The sequence below is a fragment of the Franconibacter helveticus LMG 23732 genome (genome assembly GCF_000463115.2).
In the GTDB taxonomy this organism is placed as follows: domain Bacteria; phylum Pseudomonadota; class Gammaproteobacteria; order Enterobacterales; family Enterobacteriaceae; genus Franconibacter; species Franconibacter helveticus.
In genome coordinates, this window is record NZ_AWFX01000057.1 from 212,462 (window position 1) to 234,994 (window position 22,533).

Here is a 22,533-nt window from a genome sequence, read left to right on the forward strand (position 1 = left end):
ACGCTATGGAAACCGTTTATGAAACTCGCCTGCCTGCGGGCAGCCACTGGTCGCTGGTGATGCGCCGGGGCGCCGCGCTGACGCTCACCGACGCGCAAGGCGGCGCGAACGCCGCCGTGCTGTTCTACAACCCGGAAAACCTGCTTGAGCGCTACAACGCGCCGGACACGCTCAAATGCCAGCACACCTTCCGGCTGACGAAAGGCCACTGCCTTTACTCCGACATGGGCCGGATTTTGTGCGGCATTGAAGAAGATACCTTTGGCTGGCACGACACCGTCTGCGGCGTCAGCAACGCGGCGCAGGTGGAGAAACAGTTCGGCGCGCTGAACTACCAGCAGGCGCGCAACGAACGCCATCAAAACGGCTATGACAGCTTCCTGACGGAGTTAGCCAAATATGGCCTCGGAAAGCGTGATATCGCTGCCAATATCAACTTTTTCGCCAGAGTAGCGGCAACCAGCGACGGAGATCTGAAGCTGGTTGAGCAGGGCAAACCCGGCGCGAGCGTTACGCTGCGCTTCGCAATGGATACGCTGGTGGTGCTGCATACCTGCCCCCACCCCCTGAGTGAAGCAAACCGCTACCCCACCGCGCCGCTGCTCATCACGCTTGACGGCACACGACAGCCGCTGCCGGAAATCTGCCTGGCGCGCGCCGAGAACCAACGCGGCCTGCGCAATAACCACCTCTACTACCTGAACGAAGGAGTGTGACGATGCTGACCGAAAGCCCGCGCCAGATTACAGACGCCCTGTACCGCGCCACCATCAACGCCGGGGATTACTGGCTTTATCGCCTTGGCGAAGGCCAGACGCTGCGCATTACCGACCTTGAAGGCAACCAGGCGGCGGATACGCTCTTCTTTAATGCCGACGACACCGCAGAGCGCTACAGCATGACCGACACGCTGCGCGGCCAGCGCAACGTTTTTCTCTCTACCGGTACCGTGCTGCGCTCAAGCGAAGACCGGCCGATGCTGGAAATTGTGGCGGACACCTGCGGCCGTCACGATACGCTGGGCGGCGCCTGCTCGTGCGAGAGCAATACCGTGCGCTACGACCTGGAGAAGCGTCATATGCATGCTTGCCGGGATTCATGGATGCTGGCAGTGGCGGAGCACCCGGAGTACGGCCTGACGCGTCGCGACATCACCCACAACGTTAACTTCTTTATGAACGTGCCGGTCACGGACGAAGGCGGGCTGGACTTTGCGGACGGTATCTCCGCGCCGGGAAAATATGTGGAAATGGTAGCGAAAATGAACGTACTGGTGCTTATCTCCAACTGTCCCCAGTTGAATAACCCCTGCAACGGTTATAACCCGACGCCGGTTGAAGTCGCTATCTGGTAATACCGGCGCTGCGGGACGACCCGCAACAAAGCGCAACGTTAACGCAGGACGACCTGCCCGCCGGAGAGCCGGTTATGTTAAGCCGAATTCTTATCGCCAACCGCGGCGCTATCGCGGTCCGTATCATCCGCACCCTTAAGCAAATGGGCATCACCGCCATCGCGGTTTATGCCGAAGCCGATAAACACGCCGAACATGTGCGCCTCGCTGATGCGGCTTTCTCGCTTGGCGAAGGCAACGTGCGGGAAACTTACCTCGATCAGGACAAACTCTTCGCCATCGTGCGCGAAAGCGGCGCGCAGGCTATTCATCCGGGCTATGGATTTTTAAGCGAAAACGCCCGCTTCGTCGAACGCTGCGCCGCCGAAAAAGTGATTTTCCTTGGCCCGACGACAGAGCAGATGGCCGCTTTTGGTCTCAAGCACCGCGCCCGCGAGCTGGCGGAGCAAAATAACGTGCCGCTGCTGCCGGGCAGCGGGCTTTTACGCGACGTTTCGCAGGCGGTTGCCGCCGCGCAGGAAACAGGCTACCCGGTAATGCTGAAAAGCACGGCGGGCGGCGGCGGCATCGGCATGCAGCGCTGCGACGACGAGCAGGCGTTGCGGGAGGCGTTTGAACGCGTTAAACGCCTTGCAGGCAACAATTTCGCCGACGATGGCGTCTTTTTAGAGAAATTTATTGCACGCGCCCGCCACATTGAAGTGCAGGTTTTTGGCGATGGCGAAGGCGGGGTTATTGCGCTTGGCGAACGTGATTGCTCCGCACAGCGTCGCAATCAGAAAGTGATTGAAGAGACGCCCGCGCCGCGCCTTTCAGACGCTACCCGCAAGGCATTACAGGAAACAGCGGTGCGCCTGTGCCAGGCGGTGAATTACCGCAGCGCAGGCACGGTAGAGTATGTCTATGACGACCAGTCGCAGCAGTTCTGGTTTTTAGAAGTGAACACGCGCCTGCAAGTAGAGCATGGCGTTACTGAGATGGTTTACGGCGTTGATATTGTCCGCTGGATGGTGGAGCTGGGCGCACAGACGCTGCCGCCGCTGGAAACGCTTCGTACAACGCCGCAGGGCCACGCCATCCAGGTGCGCCTTTATGCCGAAGATCCGGCGAAAAACTTCCAGCCGGTCGCGGGCACGCTAAGCGAAGTGTCCTTCCCTCACGCAGTGGACGGGGCGCAGTTGCGTATCGATCACTGGCTTTCCAGCGGCTGTGAAATTTCGCCTTTTTACGACCCGATGCTGGCGAAAGTGATCGTGCATGCGAAAGACCGTCCGGCGGCGCTGGCGGCGTTGCAGACGGCGCTTGATGAAAGCCGCCTTTACGGCATCGAAAACAACCTTATCTGGCTGCGCCATCTGCTGACGCTGCCGCAAGTGCAGGCAGGCGAAGTGATCACCGCCACGCTCGGCCAGGTGCGCTGGCAACCCGCCACGCTCGACGTGCTGACGGGCGGTACCCTGACCACCGTTCAGGATTTGCCCGGCCGCACCGGCTACTGGCACGTCGGCGTGCCGCCTTCCGGCCCCTTCGACAGCCTGGCGTTTCGCCTGGGCAACGCGCTGCTCGGCAACGCGCCGGATGCCGCTGGCCTTGAAATAACGCTGCGCGGACCGACGCTGCGCTTCAACCAGGCATGCTCCATCGTGCTAACCGGCGCGCCCATTGAGGCGATGCGCGAAAAAGAAACGCTTCCCATGGGGAGAGTGATTGATATCGCCGCAGGGGAAACGCTGCGCCTTGGCGCCATCAGCGGCGCGGGCTGTCGCAGCTATCTGCTGCTGGCGGGCGGGCTGGATTGTCCGCATTACCTCGGTAGCCGCAGCACCTTTACTCTCGGCAAATTCGGCGGCCATGCGGGACGGGCGCTGCGCGCCGGCGACGTCTTGCATCTTGCCGCGCCAGCGTTGCGTCCGCTGGCGGCGTTGCCAGCCAACGCCTACCCCGCGATGACGAATCACTGGCAGCTGCGGGTGATCTACGGCCCGCACGGCGCGCCTGATTTTTTAACCGATGACGATATCAGCGCCTTTTTCTCCGCTCGCTGGCAGGTGCATTACAACTCCAGCCGCACCGGCATCCGGCTGATTGGCCCGAAGCCGCAATGGGCGCGCCCGGACGGCGGCGAAGCGGGCATGCATCCTTCTAACATTCACGATAACGCTTACGCGTTCGGCACCGTCGATTTTACTGGCGACATGCCGGTTATTCTCGGCCCGGACGGCCCGTCGCTCGGCGGCTTTGTCTGCCCGGCGACCGTGATTGGAAAAGATTTATGGAAGCTCGGGCAGTTGAAAGCGGGCGATACGCTGGAATTTGTGCCGGTCACGCTTGAAGAGGCGGACAGCACGAACGAAGTCGCGCCCGCAGCGGCTGTCTCTTCCCTCCCCTCGCCGGTGCTCTGGCAGGATGCGGCGCGGGACGGCATGCCTGCCATGACCGTACGCGCGGCGGGCGACAGCTTTTTACTGGTGGAATATGGCGAACTGAAGCTTGATATCGCCCTGCGCTTTCGCGCGCATGCCCTGATGCAAAAGCTGGAAAGCGAACCGCAAGCGGGCCGCCTGGAGATGACGCCCGGGATCCGTTCGCTGCAAATTCATTTTGATCCGCAGATCTGCCCGCGCGCGATCCTTTTAAAGTCAGTGATCGAAGCGGATCTGTCGCTTGGCGATCTGCACGACGCCCGCGTGCCTTCGCGTACCGTCTGGCTGCCGCTCTCCTGGGATGACGAAGCCTGCCGCGAGGCCATCACTCGCTATACCCAGTCGGTGCGCCCCGGCGCGCCCTGGTGCCCGAGCAACATTGAGTTTATTCGCCGCATCAACGGCCTGGAGAGCGTCGCACAGGTTAAAGAGATCGTTTTCGACGCCTCTTATCTGGTGATGGGACTGGGCGACGTCTATCTTGGCGCGCCGGTGGCGACGCCGCTCGACCCGCGCCACCGGCTGGTCACCACTAAATACAACCCGGCGCGTACCTGGACTGCGGAAAACTCGGTGGGTATCGGCGGCGCTTATTTGTGCGTGTATGGCATGGAGGGGCCGGGCGGCTACCAGTTCATCGGCCGTACTTTACAGATGTGGAACCGCGACCGGCAGACCGAGGCCTTCACCCAGCCCTGGCTGCTGCGCTTCTTCGACCAGATCCGCTTCTACCCGGTGAGCCATGACGAATTGCTTGAAATACGCGAGCGTTTCCCGTGGGGCGATTATCCGCTGCGTGTTGAAGAAGGCGAGTTCAGCCTGAGCGCTTATCAACAGATGTTGCAGGACGAGGCGCAGTCTATCGATGCCTTCCAGCAGCGCCGCCAGCAGGCGTTTGACGACGAGCTGGCGCGCTGGCGCGCCGAAGGACAGTTCACGTTCGACAGCGCGCTGGACGAACAGCCAACCGGCGATGAAGCCATTCCGGAAAGCTGTCACGGCGTGGAAAGCCAGGTCGCCGGCAGCGTCTGGCAATGGCTGGTGCAGCCGGGCGAGCAGGTGCGCGAAGGGCAAATTATCGGCATTCTGGAGTCGATGAAGATGGAAATCCCGGTCACCGCGCCAGTTGACGGTACGGTGCATGCGCTTCAGCGCCAGCAGGGGCACCAGGTGCAGGCGGGCCAGTTACTGATGCTGATAGAGCGCGCCGCCTGATAACGTTTTTCGCCGGGCAGGGAGGCCCGGCGGCAGATGTTAATAGTTCGTTAAGCACATCACAAAATCTTCTCGTCGCTTTACCGCCTCGCTTCGCTAAATACTCTTTAAATATCAGCAATGTGCATCACGATATCGGGGAGTTTTGCGCCGGACCGTACGATTATCGCACGCTTACGCGGCGCGCAGGATTGCCGGAACGTCGGCGCAATGATTTGATTAAATGAACGATTAACGAATGGCTGTTCGATAATCGAACATTACAGGTCAACTCCGGCGGCGACGACACCCTTACCTCTGTCGTCCACGCCGCTCCAGCAGGACGTGCCGTATGACAAATAAAACAACGACCGACATTCAGACGTTTATCAACGAGCATCCCTTTTCGCGTTACCAGTGGATGATCCTCGTACTCTGCTTTATTACCGTGGCGCTGGATGGTTTCGATACCGCCATTATCGGCTTTATCGCCTCCGATCTGGTGCAGGAGTGGGGCGTACAGAAATCGGCGCTAGGCCCGGTAATGAGCGCCGCGCTGGTGGGGCTGGCTTTTGGCGCGCTCACCGCCGGACCGATGGCGGACCGCATCGGGCGCAAAAAAGTGCTGGTGCTCTCTATCCTGGTGTTCGGCGGCTTTAGCCTGCTGACCGCTTTCGCCACTTCCCTTAACCAGCTGGCGCTGCTGCGTTTTTTAACCGGCCTCGGCCTTGGCGCGGCGATGCCGAACGCCGCCACGCTGATGTCGGAATACGCGCCGGAGCGCAAGCGCGCCTTGCTGGTGAACCTGATGTTCGTCGGTTTTCCGATTGGCTCGTCGCTCGGCGGTTTTATCTCCGCCTGGCTTATTCCCCACTACGGGTGGCAGAGCGTGCTGGTGCTGGGCGGCGTAATGCCGTTAATGCTCGCCGTGGTGCTGATCTTCCTGCTGCCGGAATCGGCGCGCTATCTGGTAGTGCATAACAAATCGCAGACGCACATTGCCGCCATTTTGCGGCGTATTGCGCCCCTGCCGGAACAGAGCCGTATTGTGCTAAACGAGCCAGGCCAGGTGAAAGAGAAATCGGCGCTGGGCGTTATTTTCTCGCCCCGCTATCTTGTCGGCACGCTGATGCTCTGCCTGACCTACTTTATGGGCCTGCTGATTTTCTACCTGCTGACCTCCTGGCTGCCGCTGCTGATTCGCGAAACGGGCGCGAGCTTGAGCCAGGCGTCGATCATTACCGCGCTGTTCCCGCTCGGCGGCGGCATCGGGGTGCTGATCATCGGCGCGCTGATGGACAAGCTGAACCCGAATAAAGTGGTGGCGGTGGGATATCTGCTGACCGGGCTGTTTGTGTGCCTCGTCGGCTTCTCCACCAGCAGCCTGCTGTTGATGGGCGTGATGGTGTTTATCGCGGGCACCATCATGAACGGCGCGCAGTCTTCCATGCCAGCGCTGGCGGCAGGCTTTTACCCAACCCAGGGACGCGCAACAGGCGTGGCGTGGATGCTGGGACTGGGGCGTTTCGGCGGCATTCTGGGCGCGTTCAGCGGCGCGTTTCTTATGCAGGCGGAGCTCTCTTTTCGCACCATCTTCATGCTGCTGGCTATCCCGGCGCTGCTTTCCGCCCTCGCGCTGATGATCAAATATTACGCCAGCCTGCGCGCGCCAAAAGAAGCGCGCTCTGCCGACAGCGCGCTGAATAAAGCGGCGCAAAAAGCGTAAAACACCCTTCGCGGGCGGTTATCCGCCGCCCGCATAACGATTTACAAATTTATACTTAGCTCAAGGGGTTAACTGATTATTCAGGCAGTTAACATCACCTGAAGCGCGTAATAAATCGCTCAGGAAGCATAAAAAAGCATCAATTGCAAAATTAATTAACGAGCAACGGCGCATTTTATATTTTCCGAACTATCCTTAAGAAGCTTCTTAGAAGTTCACGATCCCGCTGTGTGATGTACGAGGAGTTCTCAATGGAATATAAAGAGCCGATGGCTGAACTGCTCAGCAGCCTTGAGCAGATTGTATTTAAGGACGCACCACAAAAAGTTACCCTGGCGCAGAAACCTAATGCCTTCTCAGAATTTGAAAAGCTGCGTAAGAGCATGGGCCTGAAAACGGCTGAACTTGCCCGCATGATGGGCGTCAGCGTCGCCATGGTGCAGGAATGGGAATCAAAACGCGTAAAACCTTCCAGTACTGAGCTTAAGCTGATGCGCCTGATCCAGGCCAACCCGAAGCTAAGCCAGCAACTGATGGAATAATCCGGTCTGTTTGATTAAAACGTTTTTAAAAAAAGTAAAAAATTAACCCCGCCATCTGAAGCGGGGTTTTCCATTTTTAATAACGAATATTGAGTTTTTCTGGAATCGCATACCGCTGCGTTTTTTCATCAAACGGCAACGACCAGCTTTTATTTATCGTTTCGCCTTCAAGCCGGCCTTTGGCGGTCAGCTTCATATCGGGCAAAAGTTTGCCTGGCTGCATCACGCCAAACTTCACATTAACGTTCAGCTCGTCCTGTTTGCAGTCCTGCGCAGGTTCGCAATAGCCCAGGTTATCTGAGTAAGTGGTGACGGTCGCCACGCTGGCGATGCTATCGCCAAGCCTGACGTAATAGCGCTCAAAAGCCTGAGTGAAACCCTGAAGCGAATAACCGCTTTGGGTCACCACGCCCCAGCGGTCGCCCATTCGTACCGCCTGCACGTCGCCGGACTGGCCGTAGCGCCCCGCCCCCTGCTCGCCCGTCAGGCTTACCGCTTTATCGCCGTTCAGATACCAGATATCGAAATAGCCGCTGTCGGCGCCCGCGCTGTGATCGTTATCGCCCTCGCCGCACATCACCAGGATACGCTGCTGCGCGTCGAGCGGTTTATCAAGACAAAGCCGATAAACAAACCCCGGCGTGTCGGCTTTCTGCCACTGCGGCGCGCCCTGTTCCCCGACGGGGGCGGGCTGGTAATGCTCGCTCAGAAAGCGCGCCGGGGTATCGTCAGCATACAGCGGCTCGCTGAAAAACCCGGCCAGCGCCAGCGTTAACGCTATTTTCATGTTATCCCTCACATAAAAAAACCCGCCGTGCGGCGGGTTTCATCAGGCTTATTGCAGCAGCGAGATATCCGCTACCTGCAAGAACAGCTCGCGCAGTTTCGACAGCAGCGTCAGGCGGTTGATACGCACCTGGCTGTCTTCGGCATTCACCATTACTTTGTCGAAGAACTCATCTACCGGCTCGCGCAGGGCGGCCAGCTCGATAAGCGCTTCCTGGTAACGTCCTTCAGCGAAGTAAGGTTGCAGCTTATCGCGCAGCACGACGAGGTTGCCCGCAAGCTTAATTTCCGCCGGCTCTTTCAGCACCGAAGCGTGCACCATATCGTTCAGTTGCTCGGTCGATTTCGCCAGGATGTTGGAAACGCGCTTGTTGGCGGCAGCCAGCGCAGCGGCCTCTTCCAGCGTGCGGAAGTGAGACACCGCTTTCATGCGGGCGTCGAAATCCGCCGGTTTGGTCGGACGACGCGCCAGCACGGCCTGGATGGTATCCACGGCATGCCCCTCCTCCTGATACCAGGCGCGGAAGCGGCCCAGCATGAAGTCGATGACGTCATCCACAACGTTGGCGTTGGTCAGCTTGCTGCCATAGAGGCGCACCGCTTCTTCCGTCAGGGTTTGCAGATCAAGAGGCAGGTTTTTCTCAACGATAATACGCAGCACGCCAAGCGCGGCGCGGCGCAGCGCGAACGGGTCTTTATCCCCTTTCGGGTGCTGGCCGATGCCGAAAATACCCGCCAGGGTATCCATTTTATCGGCGATAGCCACCGCGCAGGCAACCGGGTTAGACGGCAGGTCGTCGCCCGCGAAGCGCGGCTGGTATTGCTCGTTCAGCGCGACCGCCACATCTTCGGCTTCGCCGTCGTGACGCGCGTAGTGCATGCCCATCACGCCCTGGGTGTCGGTGAACTCGAACACCATGTTGGTCATCAGGTCGCACTTGGAGAGCAGGCCCGCGCGGGTCGCGTGGTTGACGTCTGCGCCAATCTGCGCCGCAATCCAGCCGGAAAGCGCCTGAATACGGTCGGTTTTGTCGCGCAGAGTGCCAAGCTGCTGCTGGAACAGCACGGTTTCCAGACGCGGCAGATGGTCTTCCAGACGCTTTTTGCGGTCGGTATTGAAGAAGAACTCGGCGTCCGCCAGGCGCGGGCGCACCACTTTCTCGTTACCGGCGATAATCTGCTGCGGATCTTTCGACTCAATGTTCGCCACAAAGATGAAGTTCGGCAGCAGTTTGCCGTCGTTGCCGTAAACCGGGAAATATTTCTGGTCGCCCTTCATGGTGTAAACCAGCGCTTCGGCAGGCACCGCAAGGAACTTCTCTTCGAATTTCGCCGTCAGCACCACCGGCCATTCCACCAGCGAAGCGACCTCTTCCAGCAGGCTGTCGCTTAAGTCGGCGTTGCCCCCAATCTGGCGCGCCGCCGCTTCCGCATCGGCTTTGATTTTTGCCTTGCGCGCTTCGTAATCCGCAATCACTTTGCCGCGCTCCAGCAGCACGTCCGGGTACTGGTCGGCGTTTTCCAGCACAAATTCCGGCTCGCCCATAAAGCGATGGCCGCGAATCACGCGATCGGAATCAATGCCGAGCACGGTGGCAGGCACCACTTCGTCGCCCAGCAGCAGGGTGACGGTATGCACCGGACGCACAAACTGCACGTCTGAGTCGCCCCAGCGCATCAGTTTTGGAATAGGCAGCTTAGAAAGCGCCGTGCTCACCATCGCGGGCAGCAGCGTTTGCGCGCTTTCGCCCTTAACATGGGCGCGATAAAGCAGCCATTCGCCTTTGTCGGTGGTCAGGCGTTCCGCCTGGTCAACGGTAATGCCGCAACCGCGCGCCCAACCTTCCGCCGCTTTGCTCGGCTTGCCTTCGGCGTCAAAAGCCGCAGAGATGGCCGGGCCGCGTTTTTCCACTTCGCGATCGGCCTGAGAAGCGGCAAGGTTCGCCACTTTCACCGCCAGGCGACGCGGCGCCGCGTACCATTTCACTTCGCCGTGAGCGAGGCCCGCAGCGTCCAGTTCAGCCGTGAAGTTCGCAGCAAAGGATTCCGCCAGGCTGCGCAGGGCTTTTGGCGGCAGCTCTTCAGTGCCGATCTCCACCAGAAAAGTTTTTTCAGACATGGCAGCCTCTTATTTATTCCTGTTGCACATCGGGAAGCCCAGCGCTTCGCGGGAAGCGTAGTAGGCCTCAGCCACAGCTTTGGTCAGCGTACGGATACGCAGAATGTAGCGCTGGCGCTCGGTTACCGAGATAGCCTTACGGGCATCCAGCAGGTTGAAGCTGTGCGCGGCTTTCAGAATACGTTCATAGGCTGGCAGCGGCAGCGGCGTTTCCAGCGCCAGCAGTTGCTGCGCTTCTTTCTCATACTGCTCAAAGCAGGTGAAGAGGAAATCCACATCCGCGTATTCAAAGTTATAAGTAGACTGTTCTACTTCGTTCTGATGGAAAACGTCGCCATAGGTGGTTTTACCCAGCGGGCCGTCGCTCCAGACCAGATCGTAAACGCTGTCGACGCCCTGGATATACATCGCCAGACGCTCAAGTCCATAGGTGATCTCACCCGTAACCGGCTTGCACTCCAGGCCGCCCACCTGCTGGAAGTAGGTGAACTGCGTCACTTCCATACCGTTCAGCCACACTTCCCAGCCGAGACCCCAGGCGCCCAGCGTCGGGTTTTCCCAGTTATCTTCCACAAAGCGGATATCGTGAATGGTCGGGTCCATGCCCAGCTCTTTCAGCGACCCCAAGTAAAGCTCCTGGATATTGTCCGGCGATGGCTTGATGATCACCTGGAACTGGTAGTAATGCTGTAAGCGGTTCGGGTTTTCGCCGTAACGGCCGTCGGTCGGGCGGCGGGAAGGCTGTACGTAGGCCGCCGCGATGGGTTCCGGCCCGAGCGCCCGCAGGCAGGTCATGGGGTGAGAGGTTCCGGCGCCAACTTCCATGTCCAGAGGTTGAACGATGGTACAGCCCTGGCGAGCCCAGTAATCCTGAAGCGTCAGGATCAGGCCCTGAAAGGTCCTGGTATCAAACTTTTGCATATAATTTCGCACGCGATACGAGTGGTTTTATAGGGAAGCGGTCAGTATACCCATTGACCGCAAGATATACAGCCCGGATCCGCGTACAAAACCCGGCCGTTGAGGGAAGAGTGAGGTGCTAACGCATGGAAAGGTGTAAAAAATGACCGTCTGCGTCGAACGAGCAGGTAAAGCCCTCTTCGCGGGCAGTATAGCCGCGCAGTTCGTAGCTGCCCTGGAAAGTATCGAACCCGACGACGTTAACGTGCTGCGAACCGGTGTTATAACGATGCGCCGCTTCTCCTTTGCAAAGCTGTTCCATATCCAGCGAGCGCGCTGCGCTGAGATGGTTTTTTTGCGCCGTCTGGGCATGCTGCGGTTCCGCTTGCTGCATGGCGCAGCCTGTCGTCAGAGCTATTGTCGTCAGTACTATGCAGGAAAACCGCTTCGCCATTGCTTGTTATCTCCGTGTTAAAGTATCAACTTTCCGCATTTGCGCTGTGGTCCGTCACAGAAAGGGCCGCATTGTGCGAAACCCCGCAACCGCAGGCAACCCGCCAGCGTTAAACTCAGATTGTTCCGGGCAGATAAGTTCACCAGAGAATAAAGATGGTACAGAGGACGGCATGCAGCAAAAAATTAACTGGATAGATAACCTGCGCGGCATCGCCTGCCTGATGGTAGTGATGATCCACACCACCACCTGGTACATCACCAATGCAAACCAGGTCAGCGCATGGAGCTGGGATTTAGCCAACGTGCTGAATTCGGCTTCGCGCGTCAGCGTGCCGCTCTTTTTTATGATTTCCGGCTACCTCTTTTTTGGGGAGCGCAGCGCCGGACAGCGCCACTTTTTGCGTATCGCCCTCTGTCTGCTGTTTTACAGTACCGTGGCGTTTATCTATATTTCGCTGCTGACGCCTATCAGCCCCCGGCTTGCGCTTATCTATTTGTTTCAAAAGCCGGTTTTCTATCATCTGTGGTTTTTCTTCGCTATCGCCGTTATCTACCTGCTTTCGCCGCTTATCTCCGTCAAAAAGGTCAACGCCACGACTATCCTCGGGCTGATGGTGCTGCTTGGCGTCATTGCTAACCCGAATACCGTGCCGCAGGTTATTCACGATGTGAAGTGGCTGCCGGTGAATCTCTATATTCGCGGCGATACTTTTTATTACGTGCTTTATGGTCTGTTGGGACGGGCGATTGGCATGCTTGAGACGAAAAGCGGCGCGGTCAGCGCGGCGGCGGCGTTTTTGTTCGCGTTGTGCGTGGTGATGATCTCAACCGGCACCCATAAGCAGTTGCACATTCAGGGCAATTTCTCCGATATCTTTTATATCTATTGTGGTCCGCTGGTGTTTATCGCCGCCATCAGCCTGCTGGTGCTGGTGAAAAACGGGCTCGATAGCCGCCCGCTTCCGGTACTCGGCTTTATTTCGCGCCATTCGCTGGGGATTTACGGTTTTCATGCGCTGATCATTCATTTTCTGCGCACGCATGATATTGAATTTACGGCCTGGCCCGTGCTGGACCTGGCATGGATATTCGGCGCAACGTTGATCGGGTCGCTGCTGCTTTCGCTGCTTTTGCAGCGCATTGATACCCGGCGGCTGGTCAGCTAGCGCGGCTGCGGGCGCGATAAAACTGGCGCGGCGAGGAGAAGCCTGCCGCCAGCGTCGCCTGTTCGAGTCGTTGCCCCTGTAGCAGGCATTGTTCCGCCACGGCGAGGCGCAGATGTTCCAGATAATCCCTTACGCTAATGCCAAGATGCTGCTGAAACAGACGTGACAGATGGCGCGGACTAACATGCGCTTTTTCCGCTAAGGCGGGCAGGCTCCATGGAGAATGCGGCGCGCCTGAAAGCAAGTCCTGAGCGCGATGAACCGCCGGATGCAGATGGTTGCGGTAGCGCAGCCAGGGGGAAAGCTGCGGGTCGTCGCCGGAACGGCGCAGCCACACGACCATTTCCCGGGCGACCTCCAGCGCCGTCTGCGGGCCGCAGAGCCGGTTAATAAGATGCAGAGAGAGATCGATGCCGGAAGTAATGCCGGCGCTGGTCCAGATCCCCCGGTCCTCGACAAAAATACGGTTATCCCGTACCAGCGCGCCTGGCGCTGCCGCTTTCAGCCGCGCCAGCACGTCATGGTGCGTCGTGCACTCCACGCCATGCATTAACCCGGCGCGGGCGGCCAGCAGCGCGCCCGAGCAGATACAGACCAGCGTAAGCTGCTGGCTATGGATTTGCGGCTGCTGTCGCGTCAGCCAGCGGCGCGCCGTTTCGGCCTGCGGCGCAGCGAACCAGTGGGCGGAATCGCTTACGCCGGGCACCACCAGCAGGCTGCCCGCAGGCAACCTCTCCGGCAACGGCTTAATACCGCTTATTGTCAGCCCAATCGACGTTTCAACCTGTTCGTCTGGCCCGATGTAATGCAGGCGAAAACGCTCCCCCGCCAGTCGCAGCGTCTCCGCCGGGCCGGTCATATCCAGAGCGAGTACGCCAGGCAACACCACAAACCAGACATCTGTCATCATGCAAGCAGCTCCAGCGTTTGCGCTACGGTGAGAATGGAAGCAAAGCGGCCCTGCAACACCGTTTCCGTACGGTGACGCAGCGTTTGGGCGTCAAGCGTCACCCCCTGCCAGGTCATTGGAAAGGTGAGCGTGGCTTCGCTGACAAACGTTACCTTATAGCCAAGGTCCGACGCTACCCGCGCGGTGGTTTCACAGCATTGTTCAGTGCGAATGCCCGCGATGATGAGGTGGTTGATATCCTGTCCGCGCAGCCAGCGGTCCAGCCCGGTATCGGTAAAAGCGTTATGCACATGTTTATGAAAAACCACCGCCGGACGGTGTGTTAAAAAGGGCATCGGCTTCACAAATCCCGACGCCAGCGAAAACACGTCATCACCGTCCACGTGGAAAATATCCACCACCGGCACCTGCCGCGCTTCGCAGCCTGCGATGAGCTGGCTTAACGCCTGCTGGAATGCCGGCACATCCGTTTCCTGCCAGTAATGACGGTGAAAAAAGGAACATTGGGTATCGATATTAAGCAGTGCGCTACGTGTCATTTTCAGACTCCGGTCAGAGGGGTTCGTAGCCATTGTGCGCAAGGACGGCGGCGCTGAGCAGACCAAAAAAGGACAAAAACCGGGTCGTTCAGGACAAGCAGAAAGCGCGCCTGTTGGCGCGCTTAAAATAATACGTCTGCGTTCGTTTCACGGCGTGACGAGGCTCAGGACATCAGCGGCAGCAGTTGCTGATAAATCTGGCGGAAGGTTTCCCGCCGCCCGGCATAGCGCTGATAGCGCTCATCATCAGGCTGATGCTGCTGCTCAAGCGGCAACTGCGGCAAAAGCTGTTGCAGGGCGCTCCCGGGCGAGAGGGCGATTTGCGCCAGACGCGCTGCGCCAAGCGCTGGCCCTACGTCGCCGCCGGTGCGGTAATCAAGCGTTTTACCGCTGATATCCGCCAGCATCTGACGCCAGTAGCTGCTGCGCGCGCCGCCGCCGATAAGCGTTACGCTTTGCGGCTCAATGCCGCAGGCATGCACCGCATCCATTCCGTCCGCCAGTGCGTAGCCGACCCCTTCCAGCACCGCGCGCGCCAGCTCCGCCGGGCCATGCTGATGCGTCAGGCCGAAAAATACCCCTTTCGCCTGCGGGTTGTTGTGCGGCGTGCGCTCGCCGGAAAGATAAGGTAAAAACCAGATAACGCCGGCGTCATTACGCGCGCATTGCGCCGCATCCAGCAAGGCCGGAACGCTGTTAAGCCCGGTCAGCTTTGCTGCCCAGTCAAGGCAGGAAGCAGCGCTCAGCATCACCGACATCAGGTGCCAGCGATTGGGTAGCGCATGACAAAAGCTGTGTACCGCACTTTCCGGCTTCGCGCGAAAACCGTCGCTAACGGCGAAATAAACGCCCGACGTGCCGAGCGAGAGCATCGCCTGACCAGAATCCACCATACCCACGCCGACAGCGCCGGCAGCGTTATCGCCGCCGCCTGCCACCACCGGAACCGCAGGCATCGCCCATGCTTCAGCTATCTCCTTTTTCAACACGCCAGTAATTTCACTGCCTTCAAACAGCGCAGGCATGTTGTCGCGCGTAAGACGACATGCTTCCAGCATGACGTCGCTCCAGTCGCGCTTCGCCACATCAAGCCACAGCGTGCCCGCTGCGTCAGACATATCGCTGGCGAACTCGCCGGTCATTCGCAAACGCAGGTAATCCTTTGGCAACAATACTTTGTCTACCTGAGCGAAAATGTCCGGCTCATGGCGCTCCACCCACAATAATTTCGGTGCGGTAAAGCCCGGCATCATCAGGTTGCCGGTAATCGCCCGGGACTCGCTAATATTCGCTTCCAGCAGGGCGCACTCCTCGCCGCTGCGGCCATCGTTCCATAAAATCGCCGGGCGAAGAACGCGCTGCTGCTTATCGAGCAGCGTCGCGCCATGCATTTGTCCGGTCAGGCCGAGCGCCTTAACGCCGCGCAGGCTCTGCCTGGCGCCCAGCGCTTTCATGGCGCTGTCCGTTGCCTGCCACCATGCCTCGGGATCTTGTTCAGACCAGAGCGGGTGCGGGCGCGATACACTGAGCGGTTCCGTATGCGAGGCCAACAGCGTTCCTTGCTCGTCCAGCAATATCGCTTTTACCCCCGATGTCCCAAGATCGATTCCGACATACATAGCGGCGACTCCTTAAAAAAGCGCCGCGCTGAGGCGGCGCTGCTGTTATTTATCAAACAGATAGTGGTTGACCAGGTTTTCCAGCAGCTCCTGATGACCACTCTGATGACGCGGCGCAAAATTATGCTGTTCAGCGTACTTCGCCAGCTCCGAAAGCGTGAGCTGTCCCTTCAGGATTTGCTGGCCCAGTTCACCATTCCAGCCCGCATAGCGTTTAGCGACGCGTTTATCCAGCTCGCCCCCTTCCAGCATGCGCGCCGCAATTTTGAGCGACAGCGCCATGGTATCCATCGCCCCGATATGTCCGTAGAAGAGATCATATTTATCGGTGCTCTGACGGCGCACTTTGGCGTCGAAGTTCAGCCCGCCGGTAGTAAAGCCGCCAGCTTTAAGAATCTCATACATTACCAGCGCGTTTTCTTCGACGCTGTTAGGGAACTGGTCGGTATCCCAGCCAAGCTGCGGGTCGCCGCGGTTGGCGTCTACCGAGCCGAAAATGCCGAGCGCGATAGCGGTAGCAATTTCATGATGGAAAGAATGGCCCGCGAGCGTGGCGTGGTTCGCTTCAATGTTCACCTTAATTTCTTTCTCAAGGCCGAACTGCTTGAGGAAGCCGTAAACCGTCGCGACGTCGTAATCATACTGGTGCTTGGTTGGCTCCTGCGGTTTCGGCTCAATAAGCAGCGTGCCGCGAAAACCGATTTTATGTTTATGCTCGACAACCATCTGCATGAAGCGGCCAATCTGTTCGCGTTCCTGACGCAAATCGGTGTTGAGCAGCGTCTCGTAGCCTTCGCGCCCGCCCCACAGCACATAGTTTTCGCCGCCCAGCTGATGGGTGGCGTTCATCGCCGTCACCACCTGCGTCGCCGCCCAGGAGAACACTTCCGGGTCAGGGTTGGTGGCGGCGCCTGCGCCGTAACGCGGGTTCGTAAAGCAGTTTGCCGTACCCCACAGGAGCTTAACGCCGCTTTGCTGCTGTTTTTCCGCCAGCACGTCGACCATTTGCGCGAAATTGTCCAGGTACTCTTTAAGCGAAGCGCCTTCCGGCGAAACGTCCACATCGTGGAAGCAGTAATAGGGCACGTTCAGCTTATGAAAAAATTCAAACGCGACGTCCGCTTTGCGTTTCGCCAGCGCAAGCGCGTCGCCCGGCTGCTGCCAGGGGCGTTCGAAAGCGCCCACGCCAAACATGTCCGAGCCGTTCCAGCAGAAGGTGTGCCAGTAGCACGCCGCGAAGCGCAGGTGATCTTCCATGCGCTTGCCCATCACTTTCTCATCGGGATTGTAATGGCGAAACGCCAGCGGGTTGGTAGTGGCCGGGCCTTCGTAACGCACGCGCTCAAGTTGGTCGAAATAAGTTTGCATAATTGACTCCGTAATCAGGGACCGTTCCAGAGAGGATGGGTTTATCCTGGAATTACCTTTCGTTCTGCTCAATTACGTTATTTCACACTACGATTAAGAGAATGCGCAAATGTGCGGCGGCTCGCAAAACAGCATGCAAAATGAAATAAACACATTCGAGGCTTATTCCACTTTTTTGAAACTGAGCTATGTGTTGAAAAATGAAACTCGATCGCCGTCATAAAAGCAGAAATAAACAAAAAAACATAATAAGAAGATAAAAATCTGTAATTGATAACCTGCAACTCTGCGCTAAAAATTGCCAGCGTCTGAAAGTAATTATCTTCCTTTAGCTTTAACGGTTGTACGACCTTTCACCCCTATAACAGGTATTAACGCTATGAAAATGAAAACCCTGCTCGTTACCCTGTGCGCCTCGCTGATGTTTTCAAGCTTCAGCGGCATCGCTAAAGAAGTCAAAATCGGCATGGCTATTGACGACCTGCGCCTTGAGCGCTGGCAAAAAGACCGCGACATCTTCGTCAGCAAAGCGGAATCGCTGGGGGCTAAGGTCTTTGTACAATCGGCGAACGGCAACGAAGAGACGCAAATGTCGCAAATTGAAAACATGATTAACCGCGGCGTGGACGTGCTGGTTATTATTCCCTACAACGGCCAGGTATTAAGTAACGTGGTGGCGGAAGCCAAACGCGAGGGTATTAAAGTTCTCGCCTACGACCGCATGATTAATAACGCCGACATCGATTTCTATATTTCTTTCGATAATGAAAAAGTGGGTGAATTACAGGCTAAAAGCCTGGTCGATAAAGTGCCCCAGGGTAATTATTTTCTGATGGGCGGCTCACCGGTGGACAATAACGCCAAGTTATTCCGCGCCGGACAAATGAAAGTATTAAAACCTTATGTGGATAACGGAAAAATAAAAATTGTCGGCGATCAATGGGCGGACGGCTGGCTGCCGGAAAACGCATTGAAAATTATGGAAAACGCCCTGACGGCGAATAATAACAAAATAGATGCCGTGGTCGCCTCTAACGACGCCACAGCGGGCGGCGCTATTCAGGCGCTAAGCGCGCAGGGGCTGGCGGGCAAAGTGGCTATATCAGGTCAGGATGCGGATCTCGCGGGCGTGAAACGTATTATCGCCGGTACGCAAACCATGACGGTTTATAAACCTATCACTCAACTTGCCAATACCGCTGCGGAAATTGCAGTGGAGCTTGGCAATGACCAGAAACCCAAGTCGGACGCCACGCTAAATAACGGTCTGAAAGAGGTGCCGGCGCGCCTGTTGACCCCGATCGAAGTGGATAAAAGCAATATCGAAACCACCGTCATTAAAGATGGCTTTCATAAGAAAAGCGAGCTGTAACCTGGCGGCGCCTGTGGTTCGCCACAAGCGCTTTGCTGTTGTCTGAACGTCAGGCGAGGATGTTATGCCTTACTTACTTGAAATGAAAAACATCACTAAAGCGTTCGGCGCGGTGAAAGCGGTGGATAACGTCACGCTTTCATTAAATCCAGGTGAAGTGCTTTCGTTGTGCGGCGAAAACGGCTCCGGCAAATCGACGCTGATGAAAGTGCTGTGCGGCATCTATCCCCATGGTAGCTACGAGGGCGAAATCTGGTTCGCGGGAGAAAAACTGGAGGCGAACCATATTCGCGATACCGAGCGCAAAGGCATTGCGATAATTCATCAGGAGCTGGCGCTGGTTAAGCACCTTACCGTGCTGGAAAACATTTTTCTCGGCGCGGAAATAACGCACCGCGGCATGCTGGATTACGACACCATGACGCTACGCTGCCAGAAACTTCTGGCTCAGGTCAGCCTTGCTGTTTCGCCCGATACCCGCGTCGGTGATTTAGGCATTGGTCAACAGCAACTGGTAGAAATTGCCAAAGCGTTAAACAAGCAAGTGCGGCTGTTGATTCTGGATGAACCTACCGCGTCGCTTACTGAACAGGAAACCGCCGTATTGCTGGGCATTATCCGCGACCTGCAAAACCACGGCATCGCCTGCATTTACATCTCTCACAAACTGAACGAGGTAAAGGCGATTTCCAATACCGTCTGCGTGATTCGCGACGGGCAACATATCGGCACGCGCGAAGCCGAACAGATGCGGGAAGAGGACATCATCACCATGATGGTGGGCCGCGAGCTGACGGCGCTTTACCCTAACGAGCCGCATACGGCAGGCGAAGAAATTTTACGGGTGGAAAACCTGACCGCCTGGCATCCGGTCAACCGGCACATCAAGCGGGTTAACAATCTCTCTTTTTCGCTGCGGCGCGGCGAAATCCTTGGCATCGCGGGCCTCGTCGGCGCCGGGCGTACCGAAGCGGTGCAGTGTCTGTTCGGCGTCTGGCCGGGGCGTCACGAGGGTAAGGTATTTATTGATGGTCAAGCAGTCACGATAGCTAACTGCAAGCAGGCCATTGCCCACGGCATCGCCATGGTGCCGGAAGATCGTAAAAAAGACGGCATCGTGCCGGTCATGGCGGTGGGGCAAAACATTACGCTTGCCGCGCTGGATAACTTTTCAGGCGCGCTTAGCGCGCTGGACGATGCGGCTGAACAACAATGTATTTTACAGTCGTTGCAGCGGCTAAAAGTTAAAACGGCTTCGCCCATGCTCGCCATTGGCCGCTTAAGCGGCGGTAACCAACAGAAGGCGATTCTGGCGCGTTGCCTGCTGCTGAACCCCCGAATACTGATACTTGACGAGCCCACCCGCGGCATTGATATCGGCGCCAAGTACGAAATCTACAAGCTGATTAACCAGCTTGTACAGCAGGGCATCGCCGTTATCGTTATCTCGTCTGAACTGCCGGAAGTGCTGGGCCTGAGCGACCGCGTTCTGGTAATGCACGAAGGCCGCCTGAAAGCCAACCTTATCAACCATAACCTGACCCAGGAGCAGGTTATGGAAGCCGCACTGAGGAGCGACAGCCATGTCGAAAAGCAACCCGTCTGAAATGAAACTGGCCGCGCCGCTGGCAACGCCGTTCGGCAATTTGCGCGCGCTGAATTTGCAGGTTTTCGTCATGATTGCCGCGATTGTGGCGATCATGCTCTTTTTTACTTTTATGACCGACGGCGCTTACCTGAGCGCGCGTAATGTTTCCAACCTGCTGCGTCAGACCGCTATTACCGGCATTCTCGCGGTGGGAATGGTGTTTGTGATTATCTCTGCGGAAATCGATCTCTCCGTCGGCTCTATGATGGGACTTCTTGGCGGCGCGGCGGCAATTTTTGACGTCTGGCTGGGCTGGCCGCTGCCGCTGACGGTCGTGGTTACGCTACTGCTGGGCCTGCTGCTTGGCGCCTGGAACGGCTGGTGGGTCGCCTATCGCAAAGTGCCCTCGTTTATCGTTACGCTCGCGGGCATGCTGGCTTTTCGCGGCGTGCTCATAGGCATAACCAACGGCACTACCGTTTCGCCCACCAGCGCGGCAATGTCGCAAATCGGGCAAAGCTACTTGCCCGACGGCGTTGGTTTTGCGGTGGGGGCGCTGGGTTTGGGTGCGTTCATTATCTGGCAATGGCGGGGACGCATGCGCCGCCAGTCGCTGGGCCTCAGCGCACCCGCTTCAGGCGGCGTAGCAGGCCGTCAGGCTATCATCGCCATCGTTGTGCTGGGCGCAATCTGGCTGCTCAATGATTATCGCGGCGTGCCGACGCCGGTGCTTATCCTCGCTTTTTTGCTGCTGGGCGGCCTGTTTATGGCAACCCGCACCGCTTTTGGTCGCCGCATCTATGCCATTGGCGGCAACCTGGAGGCGGCGCGTCTTTCCGGCATTAACGTTGAGCGCACAAAACTCGCCGTCTTTGCTATTAACGGGCTGATGGTGGCGATTGCAGGCCTGATTTTAAGCTCCCGTCTGGGCGCAGGTTCTCCCTCTGCCGGCAACATTGCAGAGTTGGACGCCATTGCCGCCTGCGTAATTGGCGGCACCAGCCTGGCAGGCGGCATCGGCAGCGTGGCTGGCGCGGTAATGGGGGCGTTTATCATGGCTTCGCTGGATAACGGCATGAGCATGATGGATGTGCCCACCTTCTGGCAGTACATTGTTAAAGGCGCCATTCTGCTGCTCGCCGTCTGGATGGATTCGGCCACCAAGCGTCGCGCCTGAACAAACCCGGCGGCAGATCACAATGTCAACGCGGGGTTCGCCGCCGGCTGTTGGAATATGGTATTCAAACACAGGTTATGGGCCTGGAAATTAACACTATGTTTGAAAAGCGTCACCGCATCACATTGTTATTTAACGCCAATAAAGCGTATGACCGTCAGGTAGTGGAAGGCGTAGGTGAGTATTTGCAGGCTTCGCAATCGGAGTGGGACATCTTTATTGAAGAGGATTTCCGCGCCCGCATCGACAATATCAAAGAATGGCTGGGCGATGGGGTTATCGCCGATTTCGATGACCGTGAAATAGAGACACTGCTGGCGGACGTTGACGTGCCGATTGTCGGCGTCGGCGGCTCTTATCACTTACCTGAATGCTACCCGCCCGTGCATTACATCGCGACAGACAACCAGGCGCTGGTAGAAAGCGCCTTTCTGCATTTAAAAGAAAAAGGGGTGAACCGCTTCGCCTTTTATGGCTTGCCTGCTTCAAGCGGTAAGCGCTGGGCGGCGGAGCGTGAACATGCCTTCAGCCAGCTGGTTGCGCGGGAGAAATACCGGGGCGTGATTTATCAGGGGCTGGAGACCGCGCCGGAAAACTGGCAGCACGCACAAAACCGGCTGGCGGACTGGCTGCAAACGCTGCCGCCGCAGACCGGCATTATTGCCGTTACCGATGCGCGCGCTCGCCATTTGTTGCAGGTCTGCGAGCACCTGCATATTCCCGTACCGGAAAAACTGTGCGTTATCGGCATTGATAACGAGGAACTGACGCGCTACCTGTCGCGCGTGGCGCTCTCTTCCGTAGCCCAGGGCACGCGGCAAATGGGTTATCAGGCCGCCAAGTTGCTGCATCGCTTGCTGGATAACGAATCGCTGCCTCTTCAGCGTGTTCTGGTTCCGCCAGTACGCGTAGTCGAGCGCCGGTCGACGGATTATCGCTCCCTGCACGATCCGGCTGTTATTCAGGCGATGCACTATATCCGTAATCACGCCTGTAAAGGCATTAAGGTTGAGCAGGTGCTGGATGCAGTAGGGATTTCTCGCTCAAATCTGGAGAAACGGTTCAAAGAAGAAGTGGGGGAAACCATCCATGCGGTTATTCATGCAGAGAAACTGGATAAAGCGCGCAGCCTGCTTATTTCTACCTCGCTGACCATCAATGAAATTTCGCAGATGTGCGGTTATCCCTCACTGCAATATTTCTATTCTGTCTTTAAAAAAGCGTATGAATCTACGCCGAAAGATTATCGGGACAGGTACAGCGAAGTGCTTATCTGAGCAATAAAAAACGCCTC

The 22,533-nt window shown here is 57.5% G+C and carries 18 protein-coding genes; 10 read left to right on the top strand and 8 right to left on the bottom strand.

Features of this window, described 5'->3' with window-relative positions; translation table 11 throughout:
* Positions 1–5 precede the first annotated feature (5 nt).
* The 5 genes from DW56_RS20455 (at position 6) to DW56_RS20475 (ending at position 7,239) form a co-directional block, all read left to right on the top strand.
* Positions 6–716: an urea amidolyase associated protein UAAP1 gene (locus tag DW56_RS20455; RefSeq protein ID WP_024555195.1), complete on the top strand. Its 711-nt coding sequence runs from the start codon at positions 6–8 to the stop codon at positions 714–716.
* Between the two features lie 2 nt (positions 717–718).
* On the top strand, positions 719–1,354 hold the full coding sequence (locus DW56_RS20460; RefSeq protein ID WP_024555196.1) for an urea amidolyase associated protein UAAP2: 636 nt from the start codon (positions 719–721) through the stop codon (positions 1,352–1,354).
* A 74-nt stretch (positions 1,355–1,428) separates the two neighbouring features.
* Complete coding sequence (uca, locus tag DW56_RS20465; protein WP_029590229.1) at positions 1,429–4,992, top strand: urea carboxylase; 3,564 nt, start codon at positions 1,429–1,431, stop codon at positions 4,990–4,992.
* 331 nt (positions 4,993–5,323) lie between these two features.
* On the top strand, positions 5,324–6,697 hold the full coding sequence (locus DW56_RS20470; RefSeq protein WP_024554883.1) for an MFS transporter: 1,374 nt from the start codon (positions 5,324–5,326) through the stop codon (positions 6,695–6,697).
* A 251-nt stretch (positions 6,698–6,948) separates the two neighbouring features.
* Positions 6,949–7,239, top strand: a complete 291-nt coding sequence (locus DW56_RS20475) for an HTH-type transcriptional regulator (protein ID WP_024554884.1) — start codon at positions 6,949–6,951, stop codon at positions 7,237–7,239.
* Positions 7,240–7,315: 76 nt separating this feature from the next.
* Here the strand turns inward: DW56_RS20475 and DW56_RS20480 are convergent, their stop codons facing one another.
* The 4 genes from DW56_RS20480 to DW56_RS20495 all read right to left on the bottom strand — a co-directional run bounded on the left by DW56_RS20480 (position 7,316) and on the right by DW56_RS20495 (position 11,498).
* Complete coding sequence (locus DW56_RS20480) at positions 7,316–8,026, bottom strand: hypothetical protein (RefSeq protein WP_024562035.1); 711 nt, start codon at positions 8,024–8,026, stop codon at positions 7,316–7,318.
* Between the two features lie 48 nt (positions 8,027–8,074).
* Positions 8,075–10,144 (bottom strand): glycine--tRNA ligase subunit beta, encoded by a 2,070-nt coding sequence (gene glyS / locus DW56_RS20485; RefSeq protein ID WP_024554919.1) that lies wholly within the window; start codon positions 10,142–10,144, stop codon positions 8,075–8,077.
* 9 nt (positions 10,145–10,153) lie between these two features.
* Positions 10,154–11,065: a glycine--tRNA ligase subunit alpha gene (gene glyQ, locus DW56_RS20490; protein ID WP_024554918.1), complete on the bottom strand. Its 912-nt coding sequence runs from the start codon at positions 11,063–11,065 to the stop codon at positions 10,154–10,156.
* Positions 11,066–11,183: 118 nt separating this feature from the next.
* Positions 11,184–11,498: a YsaB family lipoprotein gene (locus DW56_RS20495; protein ID WP_024554917.1), complete on the bottom strand. Its 315-nt coding sequence runs from the start codon at positions 11,496–11,498 to the stop codon at positions 11,184–11,186.
* A 172-nt stretch (positions 11,499–11,670) separates the two neighbouring features.
* Here DW56_RS20495 and DW56_RS20500 point away from each other — a divergent pair, with 172 nt between their 5' ends.
* The gene (locus DW56_RS20500) at positions 11,671–12,666 is read left to right on the top strand and encodes an acyltransferase (protein WP_024554916.1); all 996 of its coding nucleotides are present in this window, start codon (positions 11,671–11,673) and stop codon (positions 12,664–12,666) included.
* Here DW56_RS20500 and DW56_RS20505 read toward each other — a convergent pair.
* The 4 genes from DW56_RS20505 to xylA form a co-directional block, all read right to left on the bottom strand.
* On the bottom strand, positions 12,659–13,576 hold the full coding sequence (locus DW56_RS20505; RefSeq protein ID WP_024554915.1) for a GlxA family transcriptional regulator: 918 nt from the start codon (positions 13,574–13,576) through the stop codon (positions 12,659–12,661). The two genes, DW56_RS20500 and DW56_RS20505, sit on opposite strands and share 8 nt — an antisense overlap.
* Positions 13,573–14,115: an isochorismatase family protein gene (locus DW56_RS20510; protein WP_024554914.1), complete on the bottom strand. Its 543-nt coding sequence runs from the start codon at positions 14,113–14,115 to the stop codon at positions 13,573–13,575. Before DW56_RS20510 ends, DW56_RS20505 begins: the two co-directional genes overlap by 4 nt.
* A 164-nt stretch (positions 14,116–14,279) precedes the next feature.
* On the bottom strand, positions 14,280–15,734 hold the full coding sequence (gene xylB, locus DW56_RS20515) for a xylulokinase (RefSeq protein WP_024554913.1): 1,455 nt from the start codon (positions 15,732–15,734) through the stop codon (positions 14,280–14,282).
* Positions 15,735–15,779: 45 nt separating this feature from the next.
* Positions 15,780–17,102, bottom strand: a complete 1,323-nt coding sequence (xylA, locus tag DW56_RS20520) for a xylose isomerase (protein ID WP_029697303.1) — start codon at positions 17,100–17,102, stop codon at positions 15,780–15,782.
* Positions 17,103–17,481: 379 nt separating this feature from the next.
* Between xylA and xylF the strand changes: the two genes are divergently transcribed.
* The 4 genes from xylF (at position 17,482) to xylR (ending at position 22,516) form a co-directional block, all read left to right on the top strand.
* Positions 17,482–18,474: a D-xylose ABC transporter substrate-binding protein gene (gene xylF, locus DW56_RS20525; RefSeq protein WP_024554911.1), complete on the top strand. Its 993-nt coding sequence runs from the start codon at positions 17,482–17,484 to the stop codon at positions 18,472–18,474.
* 64 nt (positions 18,475–18,538) lie between these two features.
* Positions 18,539–20,080 (top strand): xylose ABC transporter ATP-binding protein, encoded by a 1,542-nt coding sequence (locus tag DW56_RS20530; RefSeq protein ID WP_024554910.1) that lies wholly within the window; start codon positions 18,539–18,541, stop codon positions 20,078–20,080.
* Entirely contained in the window at positions 20,058–21,239 is a 1,182-nt protein-coding gene (xylH, locus tag DW56_RS20535; protein WP_024562034.1) for a xylose ABC transporter permease XylH, read from the top strand. The genes DW56_RS20530 and xylH overlap by 23 nt, the downstream gene beginning before the upstream one ends.
* 98 nt (positions 21,240–21,337) lie before the next feature.
* Positions 21,338–22,516 (top strand): D-xylose utilization transcriptional activator XylR, encoded by a 1,179-nt coding sequence (gene xylR / locus DW56_RS20540; RefSeq protein ID WP_024553644.1) that lies wholly within the window; start codon positions 21,338–21,340, stop codon positions 22,514–22,516.
* Positions 22,517–22,533 lie beyond the last annotated feature (17 nt).

Excerpts from the sequence above, each read along its gene's own strand:
- DW56_RS20480 (WP_024562035.1), bottom strand. The coding sequence starts at position 8,026 with ATGAAAATAGCGTTAACGCTGGCGCTGGCCGGGTTTTTCAGCGAGCCG.
- glyS (WP_024554919.1), bottom strand. The coding sequence starts at position 10,144 with ATGTCTGAAAAAACTTTTCTGGTGGAGATCGGCACTGAAGAGCTGCCG.
- DW56_RS20475 (WP_024554884.1), top strand. The coding sequence starts at position 6,949 with ATGGAATATAAAGAGCCGATGGCTGAACTGCTCAGCAGCCTTGAGCAG.
- xylB (WP_024554913.1), bottom strand. The coding sequence starts at position 15,734 with ATGTATGTCGGAATCGATCTTGGGACATCGGGGGTAAAAGCGATATTG.
- DW56_RS20460 (WP_024555196.1), top strand. The coding sequence starts at position 719 with ATGCTGACCGAAAGCCCGCGCCAGATTACAGACGCCCTGTACCGCGCC.
- DW56_RS20505 (WP_024554915.1), bottom strand. The coding sequence starts at position 13,576 with ATGATGACAGATGTCTGGTTTGTGGTGTTGCCTGGCGTACTCGCTCTG.
- xylH (WP_024562034.1), top strand. The coding sequence starts at position 20,058 with ATGTCGAAAAGCAACCCGTCTGAAATGAAACTGGCCGCGCCGCTGGCA.
- DW56_RS20470 (WP_024554883.1), top strand. The coding sequence starts at position 5,324 with ATGACAAATAAAACAACGACCGACATTCAGACGTTTATCAACGAGCAT.
- uca (WP_029590229.1), top strand. The coding sequence starts at position 1,429 with ATGTTAAGCCGAATTCTTATCGCCAACCGCGGCGCTATCGCGGTCCGT.
- DW56_RS20530 (WP_024554910.1), top strand. The coding sequence starts at position 18,539 with ATGCCTTACTTACTTGAAATGAAAAACATCACTAAAGCGTTCGGCGCG.
- DW56_RS20455 (WP_024555195.1), top strand. The coding sequence starts at position 6 with ATGGAAACCGTTTATGAAACTCGCCTGCCTGCGGGCAGCCACTGGTCG.
- DW56_RS20500 (WP_024554916.1), top strand. The coding sequence starts at position 11,671 with ATGCAGCAAAAAATTAACTGGATAGATAACCTGCGCGGCATCGCCTGC.
- glyQ (WP_024554918.1), bottom strand. The coding sequence starts at position 11,065 with ATGCAAAAGTTTGATACCAGGACCTTTCAGGGCCTGATCCTGACGCTT.
- DW56_RS20510 (WP_024554914.1), bottom strand. The coding sequence starts at position 14,115 with ATGACACGTAGCGCACTGCTTAATATCGATACCCAATGTTCCTTTTTT.
- xylA (WP_029697303.1), bottom strand. The coding sequence starts at position 17,102 with ATGCAAACTTATTTCGACCAACTTGAGCGCGTGCGTTACGAAGGCCCG.
- DW56_RS20495 (WP_024554917.1), bottom strand. The coding sequence starts at position 11,498 with ATGGCGAAGCGGTTTTCCTGCATAGTACTGACGACAATAGCTCTGACG.
- xylF (WP_024554911.1), top strand. The coding sequence starts at position 17,482 with ATGAAAATGAAAACCCTGCTCGTTACCCTGTGCGCCTCGCTGATGTTT.
- xylR (WP_024553644.1), top strand. The coding sequence starts at position 21,338 with ATGTTTGAAAAGCGTCACCGCATCACATTGTTATTTAACGCCAATAAA.